The following is a 21,633-nucleotide window of genomic DNA, read 5'->3' on the forward strand; positions in this document are numbered from 1 at the left end:
CGAGACTACCCGCGTGATCATCTCGGGGACGGTGACCCGCGCGTCGGCCCTACGGCGGGCCGGGGGCCGCGCCGGTGCTCCGGTACGCCGACGGGGGACGGCCGAGCAGCGAGCGGAACGCGGCCGTGTACGCGGCGGGGTTGTCGTAGCCGAGCGTGACCGCGACGCGGGTGACCGGCATGCCCGTGGCGAGGTAGCGCAGGGAACGCAGGACGCAGGCGCGCTGCCGCCACTGCGCGAAGTTCAGGCCGGTGTGCCGCCGGAACAGGCGGGCGAGGGTGCGTTCGCTGACACCGAGGGAGGCGCACCAGCGCGCGGGCGGGTCGTGGATGTCCGGCGCGCCCAGGAACGCCTCGCACAGGGCCCGCAGCCGTGGCTCGGCCGGCAGCGGCACATCGAGGGGCAGCGGGGCGAGGTTCCGCAGCTCGTGCAGGAGCAGGGCGGCCACCGCGGCGTCGCGGCCGTGCTCGGCGTAGCGCGGCTCCATCTCGACGGCCGCCAGGATCAGGGCCCGCAGCAGGGGCGAGACGTCGACGGCGCGGCAGCGGGCGGGGAACCACGGCACGGCGGCCGGCTCGATGTAGAGGCTGCGGGTGCTCACCCCCGTCATCGTGACCTGGTGCCGGGTCCCGGGCGGGATCAGCACCGCGCGGGCGGTGGGGACCGTCCAGCTGCCGTCCGCCGTCTCGACCTGCATCACACCGGTGGCCGCGTACAGCACCTGGGCGCGGCGGTGTTCGTGCCAGGCCAGGAGGTGGTCGTGGGGGTAGTCCGTGCCGATGGCGAGCACGGCGCGGTCGAGGTCGTCCACCTCCGCGACCGGGATGTTGCGCATGCCGCGACCGTACCGCCCGGCCTGTCCGCTGCGCGTAAGAAGTCGGCGACTTGTCGATTGCCCGCCATCGCGCGTGCTCCGTAGCGTCCTTGCCGTGCTGACCTCGCTCCCCACCCTCCTGTTCTTCGGCTGCCTGACCGGCGTGACGACCGTGCTCTTCGGCTTCGGCGGCGGCTTCATCACGGTCCCCGTCGTCTACGGCGTCCTGACCGCCACGGCGCGACCGGGCGCCGACGCCATGCATGTCGCGGTCGCGACCTCGACCGCGGTCATGGTCGTCAACGCGGCGGCCGCGGCCCTGGCACAGTGGCGCCAGGGCCGGCTGCGCCGTGCCTACGTCTGGCCGCTGGCCGGGTTCATCACGGCCGGCGCCGCCGCCGGGTCCTTCGCGGCCACCTTCCTCGGCGGCACGGCGCTGCGCCTGCTCTTCGCCGGCTACCTGCTGGTGACGATCTGCGACAGCCTGCTGCGCGAGGGCTTCCTCTCGATGGCGCACCAGTCGCCTCCGCGGCCCCTGGGCCGGGCCGCCACCACCCTCGGCGGCACGGGCATCGGCCTGGTCGCCGCCGCGCTCGGCGTGGGCGGCAGCGTCATGACGGTCCCGCTGCTGCGGCGCAGGGGCCTGCCCATGGCCGAGGCCACCGCCATGGCCAACCCGCTCAGCGTCCCCGTCGCGGTGGCCGGCACCCTCGTCTACGCCCTCGCCCCCACCGCGCCCACGGCGTCCGGCCGGCTCGGCTACGTCGACCTCGCGGCGGGCGCCGCCCTGCTGCTCGGCTCGCTGCCCACCATCACCCTGCTGCGGCGGATCACCGGCCGGGTCCCGGACCGCGTCCACTCCGTCGCCTACGTCGTCCTGCTGCTGACCGTCCTCGTCGCCATGGCGGTGACCGGGACGTGAGCCGACGAGCCCGGACGCGCATCGGGGCCCGGGCGCCCCGTCGCCGGCGCCCGGGCCCTCGGTCCCCCCTGCGGATCAGCCGCTCACAGTCGCTGCCACAACGCCGGGGCGTTCGGCGGCTCCCACCCCGCCTGCGCCTGGTGGCCCTGCAGACAGCGGTAGGAGGCCCCGCCGTACGTCACCGTGTCGCCCGCCTGGTAGACGCTGCCGGCCGCCCAGGTGCCGCCCGGCTCGCCCGGGTCACCGGGGTCTTCCGGGTCCTCGGGGCCGGTCCCGGTCGTCTTGAGGGTGAGGCCGTAGGACTGCAGGATCGGGTTGACCGGCTGGAAGTACGTCGTACCGCCGCTGGTGCAGTTGCCCGAGCCGCCCGAGGTGACCCCCTGCGCCTGGCTGCCGGAGATGAACGAGCCGCCCGAGTCGCCCGGTTCGGCGCACACCGACGTACGGGTGATTCCGCTGACGGTGCCCTCCTGGTACGTCACACTGGTGTTGAGCTGCTGCACCGTGCCGCAGTGCCAGCCCGTGGTGGAACCGGAACGGCACACCGAGGAGCCCACCGGGGCCTGCGTGGACCCGGCGACCTGGACGCTGGAACCGGTCACGTACGGCGTCGCCGTCCAGTTGGAGTTCGTCGCCACCCACGCCATGTCGTTGCCCGGGAAGACCGACGCCTGGAAGGTGCCCTGCGCGACCCGGTTGGAGCCGGTGGTGGTGCTGCCGGCCCGGCCGCAGTGCCCGGCCGTGGCGAAGCCCTGCTGGGTGCCCCGGGTCACCGGGAACCCGATCGAGCAGCGGCTGCCGCTGCCGATGTAGTACGCGTCGCCGCCGCGCAGGTCGTACAGCGGGCGGGGGTGTCCGGCCGACTTCACGATCCGGGTGAGGGCGGCGTCGACGTGCGCGGCGGCCAGCAGGGAGCGCGCCGCTTCCGGCCGTATCGCCTCCACCACCAGCGTGTTGGTGGGCACGTCGACGTACCAGACCGGGGTGTCGGTGGTGGCGCGGTGGGCCGCGGCGCGGTCCACCCGGGCCTTGGCGGCGTCCAGCGCGGCCAGGGAGTAGTCCACGACGACCGCGCGGGCGCCGTGCGCCCGGATCGCCGGCACGTCGGCCGGGTCGGTCGTGGCCACGGTCAGGGTGTCCGACTCCGCGCCGCGCACCCACGCGCCGGCGAAGTCCGTGCCGAGCGCGACCCCGAGCCGGCCGGCGGTGGCGCCCGCCTCGGCCTCGTTGGCCAGCCGGCGCTCCGCCTGCCGGCGGTCCAGTCCCAGATCCCGCTGGAGTGCGCCGAGGAGGGCGGGCGGCGCCGCGTCGGTGCGGAGCGTCTCGGCCGCCGTGGGCGGGGCGGGAGAGACGGACGGCTGGGCGCTCGCGGAGCCGCTGAGCCCGGCCACGAGCAGGGCACCCGCTGCCGCGGCGGCGGCGCACGCGGCTCTGAGGTGTCGTTGGAGCATGGGGAGGTCTCCTCGGATTCGGTGGGAGTGCCGAAACCGTAGGGAGATCGCGCCCCGCCCCATAAGACATCAGCCGACCCCCTGCCCCCGCGTTATGCATGGGGACGTGAGCGGGGGCGGCCGGCTCGGGAGGTGAGGTGGGCTCAGGAGGCCAGGCCGGTGCGGTGCTGCCGGGCCGCGGCGTCCCGGTCCTCGCGCCGCGCGAGCCAGTGCGCGTAGCTGTCGCTGCGGGCCGCCACGCCGGCGTGCGCCGCGCGGGCCTGCGCCAGCACCGTCGCCACCGTGTCCGGCCGCTGCCCGGCCCGGTGCCAGCCCAGCAGATGCCGCCACACCAGCGGGGTCCCGGCCAGCGGACGGGTGGTGATCCCGGGCGTCGGCGGGAACGTGGCCCGGCACAGGCCCACCGCCCGGCCCACCTGCACCAGATGGACACAGGACGCGGTGTCCGTCTCGTACATGCGACGGGGCGTGAAACCGGCCCGCGCGCAGACCGCGGTGAAACAGTCACCGAAACAGCCGTCGCCCGGGACGCACGCCCACTCCTCGCCGGCGAGCGCCGCCAGGTCGGCCTCCCGGCCGCGGGCGAGCGGATGGCCGTCGGGGAGCATCACGAACACCGGGTCGACGGCGACCTCCTCCCAGGTCAGGTGCGGCGCGTCCGGCGGGGGAGCCGAGCCGCAGGCGCCGGTCAGCGCGAAGTCCAGGCGTCCCTCGGCCAGCAGCTCCGCCAGTTGCCGCTCCGACCAGGAGGCGCAGGTGGTCACGGTGGTGCCCGGGACGGCGTCGGCGAGCCGGTCCACCAGCGCGCCCAGCAGCGGACCGTGGGTGCCGCCGAGCCGCAGCCGCTCCCCGTCGCGCCGGGTGCGGGCGAACCGGGCCGCCTCCCGCTGGAGTTCGCTGACCGCGGGCAGCACGATCCGGGTGCGCTCCAGGACCAGCTCGCCGAGGGCGGTGGCCCGAACGCCGTACCGTCCGCGCTCGAAGAGTGTGCCGCCCAAGGCCCGCTCGATGCGCCTGAGCTGCGCGCTGAGCGCCGGCTGGGCGAGTCCGAGGGCCGTCGCCGCCTTGGTCAGACTGCCCGCTTCCGCGATGGCCCGGATGGTCTTCAGATGCCGCAACTCCAGCTCCATGAGGGGAGCTTGCGGGGTGGGAGGGCCGGGGGCAAGAGGCTGGTACAGACCAGAGGGGCGGGATTCGCTGTTTCCCGGTGTCCAGGTCCGTGGCATGGTCACAGCGACGCGATTGGTCTGTACCTGCTTGGTGTCCGGACGGTGCCGGCAGGTCCTGGAGAAAGGGGAGCATGGCCGATGCGCAGCACCACCGTGTTACCGGGCACCCCCGGCTCGCCGCCCGCGGCCGGGGACGTGCCCCTGCACCGGCTGGAGGTGGCCGGACCCGGCGCCCCGCCCTTCGCCGCCGGTTCCTTCGAGGCCGTGGGGCCGCTGTCCCGGTGGGACCGGCCGCACCGGCACACCTTCTACGAGATCGTCCACGTCAGCGCCGGTTCCGGCACCCATGTCGTCGATCTCGCGCGCTGGCCGCTGCGGCCCCCGCACCTGGCGGTGATCCTGCCCGGCCAGGTGCACCACTGGGAGGGCGGCCGGGGGCCGGAGGGGACGCTCGCGCTGTTCACCGACGACTTCCTGGTGGACCACCCCCACGACCGTGAGCTGCTGCGGGAACTCGGCGAGCGGTGCTGGTTCGCCCTGGACCCCGAACAGGACCGGTCCGTGCGGAGCCTGATGGCGGAACTCGTCGCGGAGCACCGGGAGCGGGCCCCCGGGCACGAGAGCGTCCTGCGTTCCCTGCTGCACGTGCTCGTCGTGCGCGCCTCCCGGCTGCCGGGTTCCGCCGGCGCCGGCCGGGACCCGCGTGCCCAGGGCCGGCCGGCCGCCGTCGCCGAGGCGTTCGCCCGGCTGATCACCCGCCCGGAGGCGGCGACCTGGTCGGTCCGGGAGTGCGCCGACCGGCTCGGGGTGACCCCGCACTACCTCACCCAGGCGGTCCGGGCCGCCACCGGCCGGCCACCCGGGCGGCTGCTCATCGAGGCCCGGGCCTGTCAGGCGCAACGGCTGCTGGCCCACACCCAGCTGTCGGTGCGGCAGGTCGCCGCCCGCACCGGATTCGCCGACCCCGCCTACTTCAGCCGGTTCTTCCGGCGGGAGACCGGCAGCAGCCCCGGCGACTTCCGAAAACACCACAGCCGCCCTCATCAGTCCCTCGAAGCCCCGCCGGCGCACGCCTAGGTTCGTTGCCGACCGGCCCCAGGGTGCCCGCCCCCGCGGAAGGACCCCACAGGTCCAGCCCCACAGGCTCAACCCCCACAGGCTCAACCCCCACCGGACCGGCCCCACAGGCCCAGCGCCACAGGACCGGTCCCACAGATCCGACCCCACAGGTCCAGCCAGCCCCACAGGACCGGCCCCGCAGGAGGGCCATGCGGGTCCGCCCCCGCAGACGGAGGCACAGGTCCGCCCCCCCAGGAGGAGGAGACATGGACGGAGCAGGTACGCACGACACCGACCGGAACGGCACCGGTGGCAACGGCGCGGAGGCGCCGGACGCGCAGGAGGGTGCGCGGCTCGTCGGCCGCAAGACCGTGCTGCGCGCGGCACTCGCGGCCACCGCCGCGATCCCCCTGGCCCTCGCCGGTGGCCCCGCCCTCGCCCGCACCCTGGCCGCGAGCGGCACGGAGCCCCAGCTCACGCCGCCGTGCGACGACGGCGACGACCCCACCCCGGAACAGATAGAGGGCCCGTACTTCAAGCCCAACTCACCGCAACGCACGAGCCTGCTGGAGCCCGGCCTGCCCGGCACCCGGCTCACCGTGAGCGGTTATGTCTTCGGCCGGGCCTGCCGCCCCCTGTCCGGAGTCCTGCTGGACTTCTGGCAGGCCGACAACAACGGCGCCTACGACAACACCGGGTTCCGGTTCCGGGGCCACCAGTACACCGACTCGCGCGGAGCCTTCGCGCTCACCACGATCGTGCCGGGCCTGTACCCGGGGCGCACCCGGCACATCCACGTCAAGGTGCAGGCTCCCAACCGGCCTGTGCTCACCACGCAGTTGTACTTCCCGAACGAGCCGCGCAACAACACGGACACGATCTTCGACCCGCGGCTGCTGATGACCGTGCGCGACGGCAGCGGCGGCCGGGAGGCGGCGTTCGACTTCGTCCTCGACGTGGCGCAGGACCCCGGTCCCGGCCCCACACCGCCCGGCGGCACCTGGGCCGTCGGCACCGCGTACCGGACGGGGGACCAGGTCACCTACGGGGGCCGCGGCTATGTCTGCCTCCAGCCGCACACCGCCCAGCCGGGCTGGGAACCTCCGGCCGTACCGGCTCTGTGGCGCGCGGTCTGAGAGCGCGGCGCGCGACGGCCCTGACGCCGCGGGCACCGGCCTTCCGGCCATGGCCGGTGCCGTGCGGCAGAGCCTCACCGGGGCCGGGCCTCCAGGGTGAGGACGCCCGCCCCGGGTGGGGCCGGGGCGGGCGTCCGCAGGAGCTCCGGGGGACAACCGCCTTACGACATCGCGGACTTCATCTCGTGGGTGAAGTTCCAGGCAGCGACGTTCTCGCCGGTCAGGGTTTGGCCGACGGGGTGCCGGCTTCCGGCGCCCGGGAGGACGCGGGACCGGCGGCGGAGGCATCGCCCATGGCCCCGCGCGGCGTACGCAGGACGGTCACGGCGATCACCAGCGCGCCCAGGACGAAGACCGCGCCGACCCGGAAGGCGAGTTGGTAGCCGTCGGTCAGCGCCTTGTCGCGCCAGGCGCCGTCGTGCGGCAGGGCGGCGGTGTGCGAGGCGGCGAGGGCGCTCAGCACGGCGAGGCCGAGGGAGGCGCCCACCTGCTGCACGGTGTTGAACATCCCGGAGGCCAGGCCCGAGTCCTGCGGGGTCGCACCCGACATGGCCAGTCCGGCCAGCGCCGGCATCGCCAGGCCGAACCCGATCCCGAGCGGTACGGTCGCGGGGAACACATCGGTGAGATAGGCGCCGTCCGCCGGGATCCGCCCCAGGATGCCCAGACCGGCGCAGATCAGCACGAGCGCGGCCGGCAGGACCGCCCGGGCGCCGAACCTGCCGATGAGACGGGGCGCCAGGAACAGCGACATGACGCCGATCAGCAGCGAGACCGGAACGACACCGGCACCGGTCTCCACCTCGTCGAAACCCAGCACCTTCTGCATGTACAGCACGGCCAGGAACTGGAAGCCGAACATGCCCGAGATCATGAGGGCGTGTGTGCCCAGCGCGCCGGACACGGCGCGGTACCGGAACATCCGGGGCGGCAGCAGCGGGTCCTCGGCCCTGGCCTGCCGTACGGCGAACGCGGCCAGCAGGGCCAGGGCGACCAGGCCGAAGCCGAGCGTGCGGGCGGAGCCGAAACCGTGGTCGGCCGCGGCGACGATGGCGTAGACGGCCGTCATGAGCGCGGTCGTGATCAGTACGGCGCCGAGCGCGTCGGTGCCCCTGCCCCGGCCCGTGCCCCGCTCGGCCACCAGCACCCGCTGGGCCAGGACGACGGCGGCGACCCCGATGGGCACGTTCACGAAGAAGATCCAGTGCCAGCCGGCGGCCTGGGTCAGTACGCCGCCCAGCAGCAGGCCGAGGGTGCCGCCCGCGGACTGGACGAAGCTGTAGACACCGATCGCCCTGGCGCGTTCGCCCGGCTTCGTGAACATGGTGACGACCATGGCGAGGGTGACGGAGGACGTGACCGCGCCGCCGACGCCCTGGACGAACCGGGCGACGAGCAGCGCGGTCGCGTTCTGCGCCAGCCCGCACAGCAAGGACGCCACGGTGAAGACGACCAGACCGGTGACGAAGACCCGCTTGCGGCCGAAGAGGTCGCCGAACCGGCCCGCGAGCAGCAACAGGCCGCCGAACGGGATCAGATAGGCGTTCACGACCCAGCCCAGGGACGAGGGGGAGAAGCCCAGGCTCTCCTGGATGGCCGGCAGCGCCACGTTCACGATGGTGCCGTCGAGGATCACCATCAACTGGCCGGCGCAGAGGATCGCCAGCGCGAACCAGCGGGACGTCCGCACCGCCGGTGCGGGCACGGTCCGAGCGGACATGCGTGTGCCTTTCATGGGAGCTGTTTTGTTACGGGCTCCATCCTGGGTAACCGCCCCCGAGCGGGGAAGAAGGCACTTTTTTGTCTCGCCGTCACATCGCTGTCCCACCGGCACAGCGATGTGACGGGCCGGCCGGCCGGAAACCGGCCGCGTCGTCGGCGCGGACGCGGCCGGGGTGCGGTGTTCAGGGGCAGGTGACCACCTGGCCGGCCCAGGACAGGCCCCCGCCGAAGGCGAGCAGCAGGACCGGGGCACCGCTGGGGAGTTCACCGCGCTCGGTCAGCTTGGACAGGGCGAGCGGGACGGACGCGGCGGAGGTGTTGCCGGACTCCACGACATCGTGGGCGATCACCGTGGACTCGGGCAGGTCGAGTTGCCGTACGACGGCGTCGATGATCCGCAGATTGGCCTGGTGGGTGACCACACCCGCCAGCTCGGCCGGCGTCAGACCGGCCCGCGCGCAGGCCTCGCGGACGATGGCGGGCAACTCGCCGGTGGCCCACCGGAACACGGTCTGCCCCTCCTGGGCGAAGCGCGGGTGCCAGTCGTCGACGAGCCGGACCGCGTCACCGCGGGTGGGGTCCGAACCCCAGCACACCGGGCCGATCCCCTCCTCGGCGGAGGCGCTCAGCACGGCGGCGCCCGCCCCGTCGCCGAGCAGGACGCAGGTACGGCGGTCGGTCCAGTCGGTGACGTCGGACATCTTCTCCGCGCCGATGACCAGGGCGTGCCGGGCGGCGCCCGCGCGCAGTGAGTGGTCCGCGCAGGCCAGCGCGGTGCAGAAGCCGGCGCAGCCGTTGTTGAGGTCGAAGGCCACCGGGGCGGGCAGGCCGAGGCGCCCGGCGACCTGGGCGGCGATGGAGGGGCAGCGGTCGATGGCCGAGCAGGTCGCCACGGTGATGAGACCGATGTCGGCGGGCTCCAGCCCCGACGCGGCCAGCGCCTTGCTCGCGGCGGCCGCCGCCATGTCGGTGACCGACTCCTCCGGGGCGGCGATGCGGCGGGTGGCGATGCCGGTGCGGCGCCGGATCCACTCGTCGCTGGTGTCGACCATGGTGGCCAGGTCGTCGTTGGTCAGGACGCGCGTCGGCTGGTAGTGGCCCAGTGCGGCGATACGGCTTCCCGGCACGGCGTGATCTCCTCGGCTCGGCATCAGGTGCCCCGGAATATAGCAACCGATCGGTCGGAAGCTGAAGCGGTCCCTCCTCGCCTACGATGGTGGGTATGAGCCCTCGCAGTTCCGTAGCCGAAGCCCGCAGGACGCGGCAGCGCATCGTCGAGCGCGGTATCGCCCTGGCCTCGCGGGACGGCCTCGAAGGGCTCACGATCGGGCGGCTGGCCGCCGATCTGAAGATGAGCAAGGCCGGGGTGCTCGGGCACTTCGGCACCAAGGAGACCCTTCAGCTGGCCACTCTGGAGGGAGCGGCGGCGGCGTTCTCCCGCCTGGTATGGGAGCCCGCGGCGGACGTGCAGCCGGGCCTGCCCCGGCTGCGGGCCGTCTGCGAGGCGTGGATCGCCTACCTGGACCTGGACGCCGGGCGTGCCGTCTTCCCCGGCGGATGCTTCTTCACCACGGCTTCCGTCGAGTTCGACGCCCGCGGCGGGCCCGTCCGGGAGGCCGTGGCCCGGATGTCCCGGGTGTGGCGGCGCCGGCTGGCCGCGGAGGCGCGTACGGCGGTGGCGGCGGGCGATCTGCCGGCGGACACCGATCCGGACCAGGTCGTGTTCGAGCTGATCGGCCTCTTCATGGCGCTGAACCAGGAGATCCAGCTCTTCGCGGCACCGGACGCCACCGACCGCGCCCGGCGGGCGCTCGACCGCCTGCTCGGCCCGTGCCCGGAGCGGTCGGCTCCCTAGCCGCGACGGTTCGGGTGTGCTGTCGCGGGTGTGTCAGCCGGGGTCGGCGTCCTCGTCGACATCGCCCAGGTGCACCGGCGCGGGAAGGGACTCACCGGCCGCGAGTACGCCGCTCAGGTGCGACGCCAGCCGCTTCGGACGGACGGTCTGCCCGGTGGTGGCGAGTTCGTCCAGCGACCACCAGTGGTGTCCGTAGCGGGCCTCCTCGGTGGTGACCTCGACCCCGCGCGCCTCGCCGGCCGTGACGCGGGCCAGACGGTACTCCTCGTACTGGTCGAAGCGGTGGCCGTCCACGCTGAAGACCGCCTGCCGGGTCCACACCACCGGGCTCAGCCGGTGGGCGGCGAGAACCAGTGCCGTCTCTTCCCGGACCTCGCGCACGGCCGCCCGCACATAGTCCTCCCCGTCCTCCACGGCGCCGCCGACGGTGAACCACCAGCGCGCTCCCGGCCGGCGCGGATCGCGTCCGCACAGCAGAAGGAGGCGATCGCGGTCATCGACGAGGAGAACACGGGACGTTCGCCGCTTTGTCGGTGTCATGGAGGCCGATGCTATCCACGGCCTTCCGGTACGCGGGCCCCGCCCGTTCACTCCGGAGCTCCGCGGGCCGCGGCGAAAGGTGCCACGGACCGCGGGTTGTGTGCCGCGGTCCGTGGCGGGCCGGCCGCGGGGGAGCCGGCCCGTGTGTCTCCTCGTGCTCAGCCCGCCTTGTTCACCTGCGCGAGAGCCTTGGTGAGACCGTAGGCCCACAGCTGGTTGACCCGGGAGCGCTCGGTGGTGTTCGGGTAGCGGTTGGTGCAGGAGGGGCCGGGGCCGCCGCCCGACATCAGCTCGCTGCACGGCCCGCTGTAGTGGTCGGGCAGGCCCAGCACATGGCCGGTCTCGTGGGCGGTGACACGGATGGAGTCGTACTGCTGGTTCTGCGCGTAGTCCAGGAAGATGTAGCCGCGGCCGTGACCGTCGGTGGAGGCGTAGGACCCGCGCGAGTCGCTGCCCTCGTAGTAGGCGAAGTCGCCGCCGCTGGAGGTCGCCTGGAGCTTGACGTTCGACACGGAGCTGTTCCAGATCGAGGCGGAGCTCGATATCTGGCTGCGGAAGCTCGGGGCCTGGGAGGCGTTGTAGTAGACGGTCACCACCTTCAGCGAGGGCTGCTCGGCCTGCCGCTTGGCGACCGACTTCATCACGGCGTCGAAGAACGCCTTGGTGCCGGCGTCCTCGGCGCTGCCCACGTAGCCGGCGGCCACGGTACGGGCGGGTGCCGCGGCGGTGTCCTGCGCGCTGACCGGGCTCGCGGTGCCGAGCGCGGCGGAGGCCAGCCCGAGGCCGAGGGCCAGGCCCAGAAGTCTCCTGGTGCTCTTCGACCCGGTGCTGTTTCGGAACGACGCCATGGGGAGGGCTCCTTCTCGTCCTGTGGGGTTGAACGATCGGTTGCCAGTGAGTCTCGGGCAGCCCAACGCGGCGGGGAATGATGGCACTTGGGGATAGCCCCGGGCTATCGCCGACCGACTCGTCCGCTTTCCTTGTCACTTGAACATCTGGTGTCGTGTTCCGTGCCGCCCTACGCTCCCCCCATGGAGTTGGAGGTGCGACATCTGCGTGTGCTCTGCGCCATCGCCGACACCGGCAGCCTGCACAAAGCGGCCCGGGAACTCGGCCTGGCACAGCCCTCGTTGAGCACCCAGCTACGGCGGATCGAGCGCGCGCTCGGCGCTCAGCTCTTCGTACGCGCCCGCACCGGCTGCCGGCCCACCCCGCTGGGGCTGGCGGTGCTCAGCCGGGCCAGGCCGCTGGTGGCGGAGTTCGCGGCGATCGTCACCGAGACCAGGGCGGCGGCGGCCCGCGCCGCCGGCGGGTTCCAACTGCGCCTCGGGGCCACGGCCAGCAGGGCCATCCCGGGCTGGCTGCGACTGCTGCGGGCCCGCCGCCCGGGGATCGAGCCGACGCTGCAGATGAGCGTGTCCGCCAACGCGCTGCTGGGCATGGTCGCGGCCGGCCGGCTCGACATGGCCTTCGTGCACGAGGTCGAGGGCAGTCCCCTGCGGGTGCCGCCGGGGCTGTGCCTGCGGGTGCTGGTCGAGCGCGAACCGCAGTTCGTCACGCTCGCCGCGGACCATCCGGCGGCCTCGCGGCCCCGGGTGCGCCTCGCCGACCTGGCCGGCGACCGCTGGATGGTCGACTCCACGGTCGACGGCGAGTGGGACGCCCTGTGCCGGGTGCTGCGCGCGGCGGGCCTCGACTCCGAGATGCTGCACGGCGACTACCTCACCGCGTACTCGCTGGCAGCCAGCGGCGAGGTGGTCACGGTCAGCCAGCCGACCGCCCCGGTGCGTCCCGATCTCGCGATCCGTCCCCTGGAGGGCGATCCGATCGGGGTACGGCTGCTGCTGGCGGCCCGTACGGAGCGGGAACTGGACGGCGTCTACCCGGAGTTGGAGGAGGCCTACTGGACGGTGGCGTGGGAGGCGCCGGCGTACCGCGAATGGCTCGGGCGCGCGCACGCGGCGGTCGCCACACCGGGGACCCCCGGTGTGCCGGACCGCCCGCCCACGCACCACCCGGCCCCGGCCACACCACCGGCCCACAGGCCGCGGCCCCTGGCGGCCGACGCGCACGCGGGGTAGGCGAACCTCCGGGCGGGCCCGGTCGGTTCCGGCACAGGGAGCCGGTCACCTCCCCGGGGACCGCCCGCGAACGGCCGCCTCCCAAGTACCGCCGCGCGGGCGGCCGTCGGGCGGGTGGTCGTCGTGACCGTGCCGCGTGGCCCCCGGCGACCCTCGGCTCACGCGGCCCGTGTCCCCGCTAGGCCTGATGGCAGGGCGCGGGTGTGTCCTGCTGCCGGGCGGGCGGGGCCGGCTGTGCGGCGCTCAGCGCTTGCCACCATGCCGTGCACAGGAGTTCGCCGAAGCGATCCATCCGGCATTCGGGCGTCGAGTAGTAGACGCCGAACATCAGGGCCAGCAGCAACTTCCCCATGCGTTCCGGATCCTGGGCCGCCGTCAGCTGTCCTTGCCCACGGGCCTGTGCCATGAGGGTCGCGACCGTGCCGCACAGGTCCTGGGCCACCCGCGGCAGCCGGCCCTGGGCGCGGGCGGCCTCGCTGGACAGGTGGAACCCGGCGCGGAAACGCAGATCCGTCTGCAGCCGTTCGGCCAGCCTGACGGCGAGGAGGCGCAGTTTCTCCGTCGGTGCGGCGGGACCTTGCTCGACCTGCGTCAGCAGTTCCCGCCATGCCTGCTCGAAGGGTCCGGTCAGTGCCTTGGCCAGGAGCCGCTTCGACGCGAAGTGCGCGTACAAGGCGCCCTTTGTCATATGGGCTTCCTGAGCCACACGTTGCAGATTCGCACCCGTGTACCCATGCCGGGCGAACTCTCCCGCTGCCGCGTCGAGCAGTGACTCATGAGTCCTGCGTGCTCTGTCTTGCTTGATCACGGTGCCCCTTCGTGCTCCGGAATGGTTCGACGAATCACCCCTGAGAAATCCTTTCTTAACGCTGCGGGGCCCACAAGCGGAGTGAGATGAGCTGTCCGAAACCGACACCGCTCACCACCTCCCCTATAAGGAAGGTGCGCCGGTCATACGGCAAGGCGCGGCCGGCTGGCCGGATCACTTCCGTCCCCCACGGCTCAACGGGCACGGTGCGCCCGACCGGCCCGGTGGTGTGCGTTGCCCGGCCCGGCCGGACGATGCGGTGTCGGCGGCCACCGATGTTTTCCCGCGGGTGGCGGGGAGGGGTTGGAAAGGCGTCGACCGCTCCTCGGAATTGACGTTTGAGAAGGTATTTTTCCCAACGCGGTGTGCACTCCGCGGGCGTGCACCGGCGCTTCGACACCGGTCTGGGTCGGCCGGACAACTGCCTTCCGGCGATCGGGCTTTTCCTGGCCACCGAGGCCGGCTGCGTACCCGTGAACTGGAGTCTGCCGCTGGTGGATTCCTGGTGCGCGGACAGGGAGCGCCGTGTGCGGACGCGCATACCGGCAGTCCATCACCGCTCGTCCGGTCCGGAGACGCGATCCGGACCATCGACTTGATCCGCTCGTGCTCGCTCAGGACATGGCCCGTGGCCGGATCCGGAGTGACGTCTCCGACGCTGTAGATGCCGAATCGCACGGGGCGGCTCCTCACAGGGGTCGCGGTGACGACAGGTCGCGGTGCTGCGCACCCGCTGTGGGGGAGGCGTGGGCCGGGCCGGTCCCGGATGCGAGGGTCAGGTCTCGGAGCGGTCCCGTCCGCCGACGGACATCAGGCGCCGGGCCTTCTCCAGCGCCTCGTCGCCGTCGGCCCCCGCCAGGATGGCGTCCAGGAGGCCCGGGTAGCGCGCGTCGAGGTCGTCGCGGCGCAGGGACAACAGGTTCTCCCTGCCGGAGGGGTGCTGCCAGATGACACCGCTCTCGCGCAGGACGCGCCAGTGATGCGTCATCGTGGACTTGGCGGTGATCCCCAGCAGCCCGAGGACGCTGCCGCAGTTGTGTTCCCCGCCCGCGTCGAGTACACGGACGACGGCGAGTCGTACAGGGCTGCCCAGCGCGGACAGGACGCTTTCGATCCGGATCTGGTCGCGGTCTGGATGGCGGCTCATATTCCCACAGTACCGCGATATTCAAACTTTCCATCACCTGGGCGCTTACGGATCGTTGGCGCCTTTCCCGGGTGTCGGGCCGCCGTCCCGACACCCCTCCCGGCTCCCCTCGGAAGCTCATCGTCCGCATGGTTCTCCTCTCGGCGCGCCCGCCCGGCCGGACCGTTCGGCGGGCCGCAATGGTTCGACTGTACTAAGGTTGCCGAACAAAGCAACGTACGTAAGAATGCGAACAGTCGTAGTGATGTGGTGCCGTCCGGGCCGCCGGGCGCGCCGCCCGGGCTTCCAAGCCATGAGAGAGCGCACGCTCCCCAGCTCCACGAACCACACCACCAGATCCGGAAGGGCCCTTCTGCCATGTCCTCTGCATCAGCGCTGAACCAAGGAAGCCCGGGCGGCGCCCCACGTCACTTGGGCTGGATCCTGACGCTGCTGGCCCTCGCGCAGCTGCTCTACGGCCTCGACCTGAACATCGTGTTCGTGGCGCTGCCCGAGATCGGCCAGGAGCTGGGCTTCCCCGGCCAGACCCAGCAGCTGGTGATCAGCGCCTACGTCGTCTTCGCGGGCGGCTTCCTGCTGTTCGGCGGGCGCGCGGCGGACCTGCTCGGCCGGCGCCGGATGTTCGTCCTCGCCCTCACGATGTACGCCGTGTCGTCGCTGGCCGGCGGTCTCGCGACCGGCCCCGAGGTCATCGTCGTGGCCCGTGCCGTCCAGGGCATCGCCGGTGCCCTGCTGCTGCCGTCCACCCTGTCGCTGATCAACACCCTCTTCGAGGAGGGCCCCAGGCGGAACCGGGCCCTCGCGGTCTGGGGCGGCGCCGGGGCCAGCGGCCTGACCATCGGTGCCCTCCTCGGCGGTGTGCTGACGGAGAACTTCGGCTGGCCGTCGGTCTTCTTCGTCAACGTCCCCTTCGGCGGCCTGATCGCCCTGTGCGCCCTGTTCGTCATCCCGCGTGACCCGGCCCGCACCGAGCGCCGCAAGTTCGACTTCCCCGGCTCCCTCACCGTCACCGGCGGTGCCACGCTGCTGGTGTTCGCCCTCGTCGAGGGTCCCGAGCGGGGCTGGGGCGACGGCCTGGTGGTCGGTGCGTTCGTCCTCGCCGTCGTGCTGCTCGCGCTGTTCGCCGTGGTCGAGTCGCGCAGCTCCGACCCCCTGATGCCGTTCCGGCTGTTCAACAACCGCAACCTCACCGTGGGCATGCTGGTCACCTTCCTCTACATGGCGACCTTCGGTGTCCTGCCGTACTTCCTCACCGTCCTGATGCAGAGCGTGCACGGTTACAGCGCCCTGCAGACCGGCCTCGGCTTCCTGATCCCGTCGCTCGCGATCGCCACGGGCACCCAGCTCGGCGAGCGGTTCGCCAGCAGGATCGGCACTCGCACCACGCTGATCATCGGCTTCGTCGTCGGTGTCGTCGGCACGGCCGGCCTCGCCCTCGGCTTCGACGCCGACGCGAGCTACGCCGTGCTGGTGCCCGGCCTGATCGTGTCCGGCGTCGGCCAGGGCATCGTCTGGACCGCGATGTGGATCGCCGCCGCCACCGGCACCGCCCCGCAGGAGCAGGGCGTGGCGAACGGCATCGCCTCGACCGCGCTGAACATCGGCAACGCCATCGGCCTGGCGGTCTTCACCGTCATCGCCGAGATCGGCACGGACGGCAAGGCGGGCCAGGCGCTGAAGGCGGCGCGGGCGGACGGCGAGTTCCTGGTCGTGATGCTCACCGCGGCCGGCATGGTCGTCGGTCTGCTCGTCACGCTCGGCCTGAGGCGGCAGCCGGCACCCGCCGCCGTGCCCGCGCCCGGCAGCGAAGAGGAAGGTGCCCTCGCGGCCCGCTGAACCCCCGGACGGCGGGCACCGGGGGACCGGAAGACCCCCGCTCGGCTCCCCGCCCGCCGTCCGGCCCCGTCCGCGCCGGCTTCCTGGCCGGCCTCGCCTGGGGACTGCCCCACCGGCGCGCGGCCGAACTCGGCTGTGCCTTCGCCGCCGTCGTCCTCGAATCGGTCGGCGCGCAGGAGTACAAGCTCGTACCGGGAAACCTGGCCGCCCGCATCGACCGGACCTACGGCCGGGCCGCCGTCGGACCGGAGCCCCTCCTGGCAGGCGTGGCATGACGCCCCGACCGGCGTCGAGTACGGCGCGGGCGACTGCGCCGGCCCGACCGCCGGGGGCCTGCCGTGAGCACCGGCCGGGTCGCGAAGTCGCCGTCGACACCGGCCCGACCGCCGGGGGAGTGCCCCTTCGGCCCCGGCCCGCCGGTTGAGACGGCGCCCACCGGTCAGGCCGGCGCCCGCACGTTCAGACGGCGTCCGCCGTCCGCTCCTCCGCCGCGTCGTAGGCGGCGCGGGCCTGGGCGATGGCGGAACGGTGGCGCTCGGCCCAGTCCACCAGTCCGGTCAGCGAGGCGTACAACTCGCGGGCCATGGGCGTGAGGTCGTACTCCACCTTGGGCGGGACGGTCGGGTACACGGTGCGGACGAGGAGTCCGTCCCGTTCCAGCCGGCGCAGGTTGAGGGTGAGCATGCGCCGGCTGATGCCGTTGACGGCGCGCTCGATCTCGGTGAAGCGGATGGGGCCGTGGGCGGCGGCGATCAGGATGCCGATGCTCCACTTGCCGGCGACGTGGTCGAGCACCTCGGTGACCGGGCAGGCCTCGACCTGCATGGCCTCGGCAAGACGGGCCGAACTCCGTGACATTGACGTGCCTCCTTCCACGGAGGGCCAACGTTACCGAAACCGGCCACCGCCCCACATCGTGCGTCCGGGGGAGGGTGCGGTCGTCGACGTGTTCGGTCGTCTCCCTTGACACCCTCCCGTCGCCGCCCCAACACTCCAGCGGTGGGAGAGCGCTCTCCCATCGCCTCCGTACGACCTCTCCTTCCCCGCTTCAAGGAGTCCCCCATGTCACGGAGATCGCAGTTCCTCCCGGGTGCGCTGGTCACCGCCGCCGTGGCGCTGGCCTCGCTCGGCGTCACCACGGTCGCCGCGTCGCCCGCCCCGCACACCGCCGGCGGAACCGGTCACGGCGGCCACACCACGGCCGTATCGACGGCCGCCTCCCCCGAGGACCCCGACGGCGACGGCTACATCCCCGCCGTCCCGCCGGTCACCGGCGTCACCCCGTCCACCCAGAACCCGCCGCACCGCTACTTCCACGAGTTCCAGGCCAACTGCGCGGTCAGTCACACCAAGTCGGACGATCCGATCGCCTACCCGCAGCGGCCGGGCGCGTCCCACGACCACACGTTCATGGGCAACACCACCACCGACGCGTACAGTACGACCGCCTCGCTGAGCGCGGGCACCACCACCTGCAAGGCCCCCGGGGACCTGTCCGGCTACTGGATGCCCACCCTGTACGACGGGGACCGGCCCGTCCTGCCCGTCGGCCCGCAGACCATCTACTACAAGGCGGGCGTCACCGACTACACGAGCGTGCGGCCCTTCCCCAAGGGCCTCAGGTTCGTCGTCGGCGACCCGACGCAGAGCGCCGACGCCTTCCGTCACCACCCCGGATTCGTCGAGGGCTGGGAGTGCGGCGACAGCTACTTCAACACCGAGTTCCCGGCCACCTGCCCGAACCGCGCCGACGTCCAGCTCAACATCCGCTTCCAGGCGCCCAGTTGCTGGGACGGCAGATACCTGGACACCCCCGACCACCGCGGCCACATGGCCTACCCCGTGGTCAGACCCGGCACCAACGACAACGTCTGCCCCGCCGATCACCCGGTGGCCCTGCCGATGATCGAGTTCAAGATGGCGTTCCCCGTCAACGGCGACCTGTCCCGGGTACGGCTGTCCAGCGGCACCGGCCACAGCTTCCACTACGACTTCTTCAACGCCTGGGACGAGCGCACGCTGAAGGCGCTGGTGGACCACTGCGTGGTCGGCGGACTCCAGTGCGACGCCCGTGGTTACGACCAGACCCACCCCGAGGTCGGCGCCGCCCTGAACGCCGACTACCGCCTGCCCTGACGCACTCCAAAACCAGCGCGCACCCCCACCGCACACCACCACCACGCCCGCCGACACCCCCGGAGACGCGACCCCGCCATGAGACCACCACCCTGCACCCGCCGCCTCGTCGCGCCCCTCACCGCGGGAGCGCTGGCCGTCTGCGCCCTCACCGCCCTGCCGGCCGCCCAGGCACACGCGGCCGGCAGCGTCGTCAAGGTCACCGGCGGCCAGGGCGCCTGGCAGCTCACCGTGGACGGACAGCCGTACCGGATCAAGGGCCTCACCTGGGGCCCGTCCCCGGCCGACGCCGACCGGTACCTGGCCGACCTGAGGTCCATGGGCGTCAACACCGTCCGCACCTGGGGCACCGACGCCACGAGCGAGCCGCTGTTCGACTCCGCCGCCGCGCACGGCATCAAGGTCATCGCCGGCTTCTGGCTCCAGCCCGGCGGCGGACCCGGCAGCGGCGGCTGCGTCGACTACGTGGCCGACACCGCCTACAAGAACCGCATGCTCGACGAGTTCCCCACGTGGGTACGCACCTACAAGGACAACCCCGGCGTACTGATGTGGGACGTCGGCAACGAATCGGTCCTCGGTCTGCAGAACTGCTACAGCGGAACCGAACTGGAACGCCAGCGCGACGCCTACACCACCTTCGTCAACGACGTCACCAAGAAGATCCACGCCATCGACCCGGACCACCCGGTCACCTCCACCGACGCCTGGGCCGGCGCCTGGCCCTACCTCAAGAAGAACGCCCCCGACCTCGACCTGTACGCCGTCAATGCCTACAACGCCGTCTGCGGTCTGAAGTCCGCCTGGGAGCAGGGCGGTTACACCAAGCCCTACATCGTCACCGAGACCGGCCCGGCCGGCGAGTGGGAGGTGCCCGACGACGCCAACGGAGTGCCGCTCGAACCCTCGGACCGGGCCAAGGCCGACGGATACACCCGCGCCTGGGGCTGCGTCACCGGGCACCAGGGCGTCGCGCTCGGCGCCACGATGTTCCACTACGGCACCGAGTACGACTTCGGCGGCATCTGGTTCAACCTGCTGCCCGCGGGCGAAAAACGGCTCTCGTACTACGCGGTCAAACGCGCCTACGGCGGGGACACCACACACGACAACACCCCGCCCGTGATCACGGACCTGACCGTCGAGGGCGACGCGGGCGCGGTCCCGGCCGGCCGCGACCTCACCCTGTCCGTCCGCGCCGCCGATCCCGACGGCGACCCGGTCGGCTACGAGGTCCTGGACAGCAGCGCGTACATCGACCAGAACCGGAACCTCACCTCGCTGCCCTTCACCGACCTCGGCGGCGGCCGGCTGAAGGTGACCGCGCCCGACCGGCCCGGCGTGTGGAAGGTCTATGTGAAGGCCAAGGACGGCCACGGCAACGTCGGCGTCGAGACCCGGTCCGTCCGGGTCGTCCCGCCCCCGGTGAACGGCACCGACCTCGCCCTCGGCAAGCCCGCCACGGCCTCCTCCTTCCAGCCGGGCTACGGCGACTGCCCCTGCCCCGCCGCCAACGCCGTGGACGGCGACCCGGGCACCCGCTGGGCGAGCGACTGGAGCGACCCCCAGTGGATCCGGGTCGACCTCGGCACCCGCACCGCCTTCCGCCATGTCCAGCTGCTGTGGGAGGCCTCCTACGCCAAGGCGTACACCGTGCAGACCTCGGACGACGGCCAGACCTGGCGGACCGTGCGGACCGTGACGGACGGGAACGGCGGCGTCGACGACCTCGACGTGAGCGGCACCGGCCGGTACGTCCGCGTCAGCGGCACCACCCGCGGCACGGGCTGGGGCTACTCGCTGTACGAGTTCGGCGTCTACGGCTGACCGCCACCCGGCGCGCGTCGGCCGACCGGGACCCGGGAGAGCGCTCTACCGGCACCGCCCGACAGGCCGTTAGGGTGCGGGACATGAGCAGACAGGCCCCGACCCTGGAGGACGTCGCCCGGGAGGCCGGCGTCTCCCGGGCCACCGTCTCCCGGGTCGTCAACGGCGTACGCAACGTGGACCCGGCGATCCAGGAGCTGGTCCGACAGGCCATCCGGCGCACCGGGTACGCACCCAACCGGGCCGCCCGCTCCCTGGTCACCCGGCGGGCCGAGGCCGTCGCGCTGGTGGTCTCCGGCGCCGGGGACACCTCCGAGGAGGCCCAAGCCGCCTTCGCCGCCCGCGTGTTCGCCGACCCGTTCTTCGGACGGGTGGTCGCGGGCATCGTCGGCTACCTCCGCCCCCGCTCGGTCCACCCGGTCCTGATGTTCGCCGAGTCCGCCGCCGCCCGCGAGGAAGTGCTCACCTACCTCAGACAGGGCCGGGCCGACGGCGCTCTGGTGGTCTCCAGCCACGCCGACGACCCGCTGCCCGCGCTCCTCGCCGACGCGGCGCTGCCCGCCGTCCTGTTCGCCCGTCCCGCCCGTCCCGTCCCGCTCAGCCATGTCGATCTGGCCCACCGGGACGGCGGCCGGCTCGCCGCCGAACACCTGCTCGCCCGGGGCTGCCGCCGGCCGGCCACCATCTCCGGTCCCCTCACGGTCCCCGCCGGGCAGGAGCGGCTGGCCGGCTTCCGGGACGCCCTCGCCCGGCGGGGCCACACCCGCGTCCCCGTCGCCGAGGGCGGCTTCACCTACGACAGCGGGCTCGCGGCCATGGCCGGTCTCCTCGCCGAACACCCGGACGTGGACGGGGTGTTCGCGGCCAACGACCTCATGGCCCGCGGCGCCTGCCAGGCGCTGCGGGAACACGGCCGGCGGGTGCCGGAGGACGTCGCGGTCGTCGGCTTCGACGACTCCACGGCCGCCGTCGACCGGCACCCCCGTCTGACCACCGTGCGCCAGCCAGTGGAGGACATGGCCGCCGAGATGGCCCGCCTGCTGGACGAACACATCCACGGCACCCGCACCGAGCCCACGTCGGTCCTGTTCGACCCGGAGCTGGTCGTACGGGAATCCGCCTGACACCAC

20 protein-coding genes are annotated in these 21,633 nt (G+C 73.0%); 10 read left to right on the plus strand and 10 right to left on the minus strand.

Going from position 1 to position 21,633, the window contains the following annotated elements; translation table 11 throughout:
* Window positions 1-49: 49 nt before the first annotated feature.
* Window positions 50-835, minus strand: coding sequence for an AraC family transcriptional regulator (locus IE251_RS17680; RefSeq protein WP_189753928.1), 786 nt, complete (start codon window positions 833-835; stop codon window positions 50-52).
* Window positions 836-929: 94 nt separating this feature from the next.
* Between IE251_RS17680 and IE251_RS17685 the strand changes: the two genes are divergently transcribed.
* Window positions 930-1,736, plus strand: coding sequence for a sulfite exporter TauE/SafE family protein (locus IE251_RS17685; protein WP_200692354.1), 807 nt, complete (start codon window positions 930-932; stop codon window positions 1,734-1,736).
* 83 nt (window positions 1,737-1,819) lie between these two features.
* Here IE251_RS17685 and IE251_RS17690 read toward each other — a convergent pair whose 3' ends face one another.
* Window positions 1,820-3,187, minus strand: a complete 1,368-nt coding sequence (locus tag IE251_RS17690; RefSeq protein ID WP_189753930.1) for a trypsin-like serine protease — start codon at window positions 3,185-3,187, stop codon at window positions 1,820-1,822.
* A gap of 143 nt (window positions 3,188-3,330) precedes the next feature.
* Window positions 3,331-4,317 carry a LysR family transcriptional regulator gene (locus tag IE251_RS17695; RefSeq protein ID WP_189753931.1) on the minus strand — a complete coding sequence of 329 codons (987 nt, stop codon included), beginning with the start codon at window positions 4,315-4,317 and terminating at the stop codon, window positions 3,331-3,333.
* 177 nt (window positions 4,318-4,494) lie between these two features.
* Here IE251_RS17695 and IE251_RS17700 point away from each other — a divergent pair, with 177 nt between their 5' ends.
* Window positions 4,495-5,433 carry a helix-turn-helix domain-containing protein gene (locus IE251_RS17700; RefSeq protein WP_189753932.1) on the plus strand — a complete coding sequence of 313 codons (939 nt, stop codon included), beginning with the start codon at window positions 4,495-4,497 and terminating at the stop codon, window positions 5,431-5,433.
* A 248-nt stretch (window positions 5,434-5,681) separates the two neighbouring features.
* Window positions 5,682-6,551, plus strand: coding sequence for a dioxygenase family protein (locus tag IE251_RS17705; protein WP_189753933.1), 870 nt, complete (start codon window positions 5,682-5,684; stop codon window positions 6,549-6,551).
* A 220-nt stretch (window positions 6,552-6,771) separates the two neighbouring features.
* Here IE251_RS17705 and IE251_RS17710 read toward each other — a convergent pair whose 3' ends face one another.
* Together IE251_RS17710 and IE251_RS17715 are read right to left on the minus strand one after the other, a co-directional pair.
* Window positions 6,772-8,271 (minus strand): MFS transporter, encoded by a 1,500-nt coding sequence (locus tag IE251_RS17710; RefSeq protein ID WP_189753934.1) that lies wholly within the window; start codon window positions 8,269-8,271, stop codon window positions 6,772-6,774.
* A gap of 184 nt (window positions 8,272-8,455) precedes the next feature.
* The gene (locus IE251_RS17715; RefSeq protein WP_189753935.1) at window positions 8,456-9,400 is read right to left on the minus strand and encodes a beta-ketoacyl-ACP synthase III; all 945 of its coding nucleotides are present in this window, start codon (window positions 9,398-9,400) and stop codon (window positions 8,456-8,458) included.
* A 95-nt stretch (window positions 9,401-9,495) separates the two neighbouring features.
* Here IE251_RS17715 and IE251_RS17720 point away from each other — a divergent pair, with 95 nt between their 5' ends.
* Entirely contained in the window at window positions 9,496-10,128 is a 633-nt protein-coding gene (locus tag IE251_RS17720) for a TetR/AcrR family transcriptional regulator (protein WP_189753936.1), read from the plus strand.
* Between the two features lie 33 nt (window positions 10,129-10,161).
* Here IE251_RS17720 and IE251_RS17725 read toward each other — a convergent pair whose 3' ends face one another.
* Both IE251_RS17725 and snpA read right to left on the minus strand, forming a co-directional pair.
* Complete coding sequence (locus tag IE251_RS17725) at window positions 10,162-10,668, minus strand: NUDIX hydrolase (protein WP_189753937.1); 507 nt, start codon at window positions 10,666-10,668, stop codon at window positions 10,162-10,164.
* 158 nt (window positions 10,669-10,826) lie between these two features.
* Entirely contained in the window at window positions 10,827-11,516 is a 690-nt protein-coding gene (snpA, locus tag IE251_RS17730; RefSeq protein WP_189753938.1) for a snapalysin, read from the minus strand.
* A gap of 183 nt (window positions 11,517-11,699) precedes the next feature.
* On the opposite strand from snpA, the gene IE251_RS17735 reads away from it, so the two are divergent.
* Entirely contained in the window at window positions 11,700-12,749 is a 1,050-nt protein-coding gene (locus IE251_RS17735; RefSeq protein WP_189753939.1) for a LysR family transcriptional regulator, read from the plus strand.
* A gap of 178 nt (window positions 12,750-12,927) precedes the next feature.
* On the opposite strand, the gene IE251_RS17740 is transcribed toward IE251_RS17735, so the two are convergent.
* Complete coding sequence (locus IE251_RS17740) at window positions 12,928-13,557, minus strand: TetR family transcriptional regulator (RefSeq protein WP_189753940.1); 630 nt, start codon at window positions 13,555-13,557, stop codon at window positions 12,928-12,930.
* Window positions 13,558-13,937: 380 nt separating this feature from the next.
* Between IE251_RS17740 and IE251_RS42105 the strand changes: the two genes are divergently transcribed.
* Window positions 13,938-14,156, plus strand: a complete 219-nt coding sequence (locus IE251_RS42105) for a transposase (protein ID WP_189753941.1) — start codon at window positions 13,938-13,940, stop codon at window positions 14,154-14,156.
* A 176-nt stretch (window positions 14,157-14,332) separates the two neighbouring features.
* Here IE251_RS42105 and IE251_RS17750 read toward each other — a convergent pair whose 3' ends face one another.
* Complete coding sequence (locus IE251_RS17750) at window positions 14,333-14,704, minus strand: ArsR/SmtB family transcription factor (RefSeq protein WP_189753942.1); 372 nt, start codon at window positions 14,702-14,704, stop codon at window positions 14,333-14,335.
* A gap of 357 nt (window positions 14,705-15,061) precedes the next feature.
* Here IE251_RS17750 and IE251_RS17755 point away from each other — a divergent pair, with 357 nt between their 5' ends.
* The gene (locus IE251_RS17755; RefSeq protein ID WP_189753943.1) at window positions 15,062-16,540 is read left to right on the plus strand and encodes an MFS transporter; all 1,479 of its coding nucleotides are present in this window, start codon (window positions 15,062-15,064) and stop codon (window positions 16,538-16,540) included.
* A 459-nt stretch (window positions 16,541-16,999) separates the two neighbouring features.
* On the opposite strand, the gene IE251_RS17760 is transcribed toward IE251_RS17755, so the two are convergent.
* On the minus strand, window positions 17,000-17,398 hold the full coding sequence (locus tag IE251_RS17760) for a winged helix-turn-helix transcriptional regulator (protein ID WP_189753944.1): 399 nt from the start codon (window positions 17,396-17,398) through the stop codon (window positions 17,000-17,002).
* Window positions 17,399-17,602: 204 nt separating this feature from the next.
* On the opposite strand from IE251_RS17760, the gene IE251_RS17765 reads away from it, so the two are divergent.
* The 3 genes from IE251_RS17765 (at window position 17,603) to IE251_RS17775 (ending at window position 21,627) form a co-directional block, all read left to right on the plus strand.
* Entirely contained in the window at window positions 17,603-18,676 is a 1,074-nt protein-coding gene (locus IE251_RS17765) for a DUF1996 domain-containing protein (protein ID WP_189753945.1), read from the plus strand.
* Window positions 18,677-18,754: 78 nt separating this feature from the next.
* The gene (locus tag IE251_RS17770) at window positions 18,755-20,503 is read left to right on the plus strand and encodes a discoidin domain-containing protein (RefSeq protein WP_189753946.1); all 1,749 of its coding nucleotides are present in this window, start codon (window positions 18,755-18,757) and stop codon (window positions 20,501-20,503) included.
* An 83-nt stretch (window positions 20,504-20,586) separates the two neighbouring features.
* The gene (locus IE251_RS17775; RefSeq protein WP_189753947.1) at window positions 20,587-21,627 is read left to right on the plus strand and encodes a LacI family DNA-binding transcriptional regulator; all 1,041 of its coding nucleotides are present in this window, start codon (window positions 20,587-20,589) and stop codon (window positions 21,625-21,627) included.
* Window positions 21,628-21,633 lie beyond the last annotated feature (6 nt).

The organism is Streptomyces eurythermus, from assembly GCF_014649115.1.
In the GTDB taxonomy this organism is placed as follows: Bacteria; Actinomycetota; Actinomycetes; order Streptomycetales; family Streptomycetaceae; genus Streptomyces; species Streptomyces eurythermus.

What these genes read in the sequence shown, in the direction of transcription:
- IE251_RS17735 (WP_189753939.1), top strand. Translation starts at nt 11,700, where the DNA reads ATGGAGTTGGAGGTGCGACATCTGCGTGTGCTCTGCGCCATCGCCGAC.
- IE251_RS17755 (WP_189753943.1), top strand. Translation starts at nt 15,062, where the DNA reads ATGTCCTCTGCATCAGCGCTGAACCAAGGAAGCCCGGGCGGCGCCCCA.
- IE251_RS17760 (WP_189753944.1), bottom strand. Translation starts at nt 17,398, where the DNA reads ATGTCACGGAGTTCGGCCCGTCTTGCCGAGGCCATGCAGGTCGAGGCC.
- IE251_RS17720 (WP_189753936.1), top strand. Translation starts at nt 9,496, where the DNA reads ATGAGCCCTCGCAGTTCCGTAGCCGAAGCCCGCAGGACGCGGCAGCGC.
- IE251_RS17750 (WP_189753942.1), bottom strand. Translation starts at nt 14,704, where the DNA reads ATGAGCCGCCATCCAGACCGCGACCAGATCCGGATCGAAAGCGTCCTG.
- IE251_RS17775 (WP_189753947.1), top strand. Translation starts at nt 20,587, where the DNA reads ATGAGCAGACAGGCCCCGACCCTGGAGGACGTCGCCCGGGAGGCCGGC.
- IE251_RS17695 (WP_189753931.1), bottom strand. Translation starts at nt 4,317, where the DNA reads ATGGAGCTGGAGTTGCGGCATCTGAAGACCATCCGGGCCATCGCGGAA.
- snpA (WP_189753938.1), bottom strand. Translation starts at nt 11,516, where the DNA reads ATGGCGTCGTTCCGAAACAGCACCGGGTCGAAGAGCACCAGGAGACTT.
- IE251_RS17710 (WP_189753934.1), bottom strand. Translation starts at nt 8,271, where the DNA reads ATGTCCGCTCGGACCGTGCCCGCACCGGCGGTGCGGACGTCCCGCTGG.
- IE251_RS17680 (WP_189753928.1), bottom strand. Translation starts at nt 835, where the DNA reads ATGCGCAACATCCCGGTCGCGGAGGTGGACGACCTCGACCGCGCCGTG.
- IE251_RS17765 (WP_189753945.1), top strand. Translation starts at nt 17,603, where the DNA reads ATGTCACGGAGATCGCAGTTCCTCCCGGGTGCGCTGGTCACCGCCGCC.
- IE251_RS17690 (WP_189753930.1), bottom strand. Translation starts at nt 3,187, where the DNA reads ATGCTCCAACGACACCTCAGAGCCGCGTGCGCCGCCGCCGCGGCAGCG.
- IE251_RS17700 (WP_189753932.1), top strand. Translation starts at nt 4,495, where the DNA reads ATGCGCAGCACCACCGTGTTACCGGGCACCCCCGGCTCGCCGCCCGCG.
- IE251_RS17725 (WP_189753937.1), bottom strand. Translation starts at nt 10,668, where the DNA reads ATGACACCGACAAAGCGGCGAACGTCCCGTGTTCTCCTCGTCGATGAC.
- IE251_RS17705 (WP_189753933.1), top strand. Translation starts at nt 5,682, where the DNA reads ATGGACGGAGCAGGTACGCACGACACCGACCGGAACGGCACCGGTGGC.
- IE251_RS17770 (WP_189753946.1), top strand. Translation starts at nt 18,755, where the DNA reads ATGAGACCACCACCCTGCACCCGCCGCCTCGTCGCGCCCCTCACCGCG.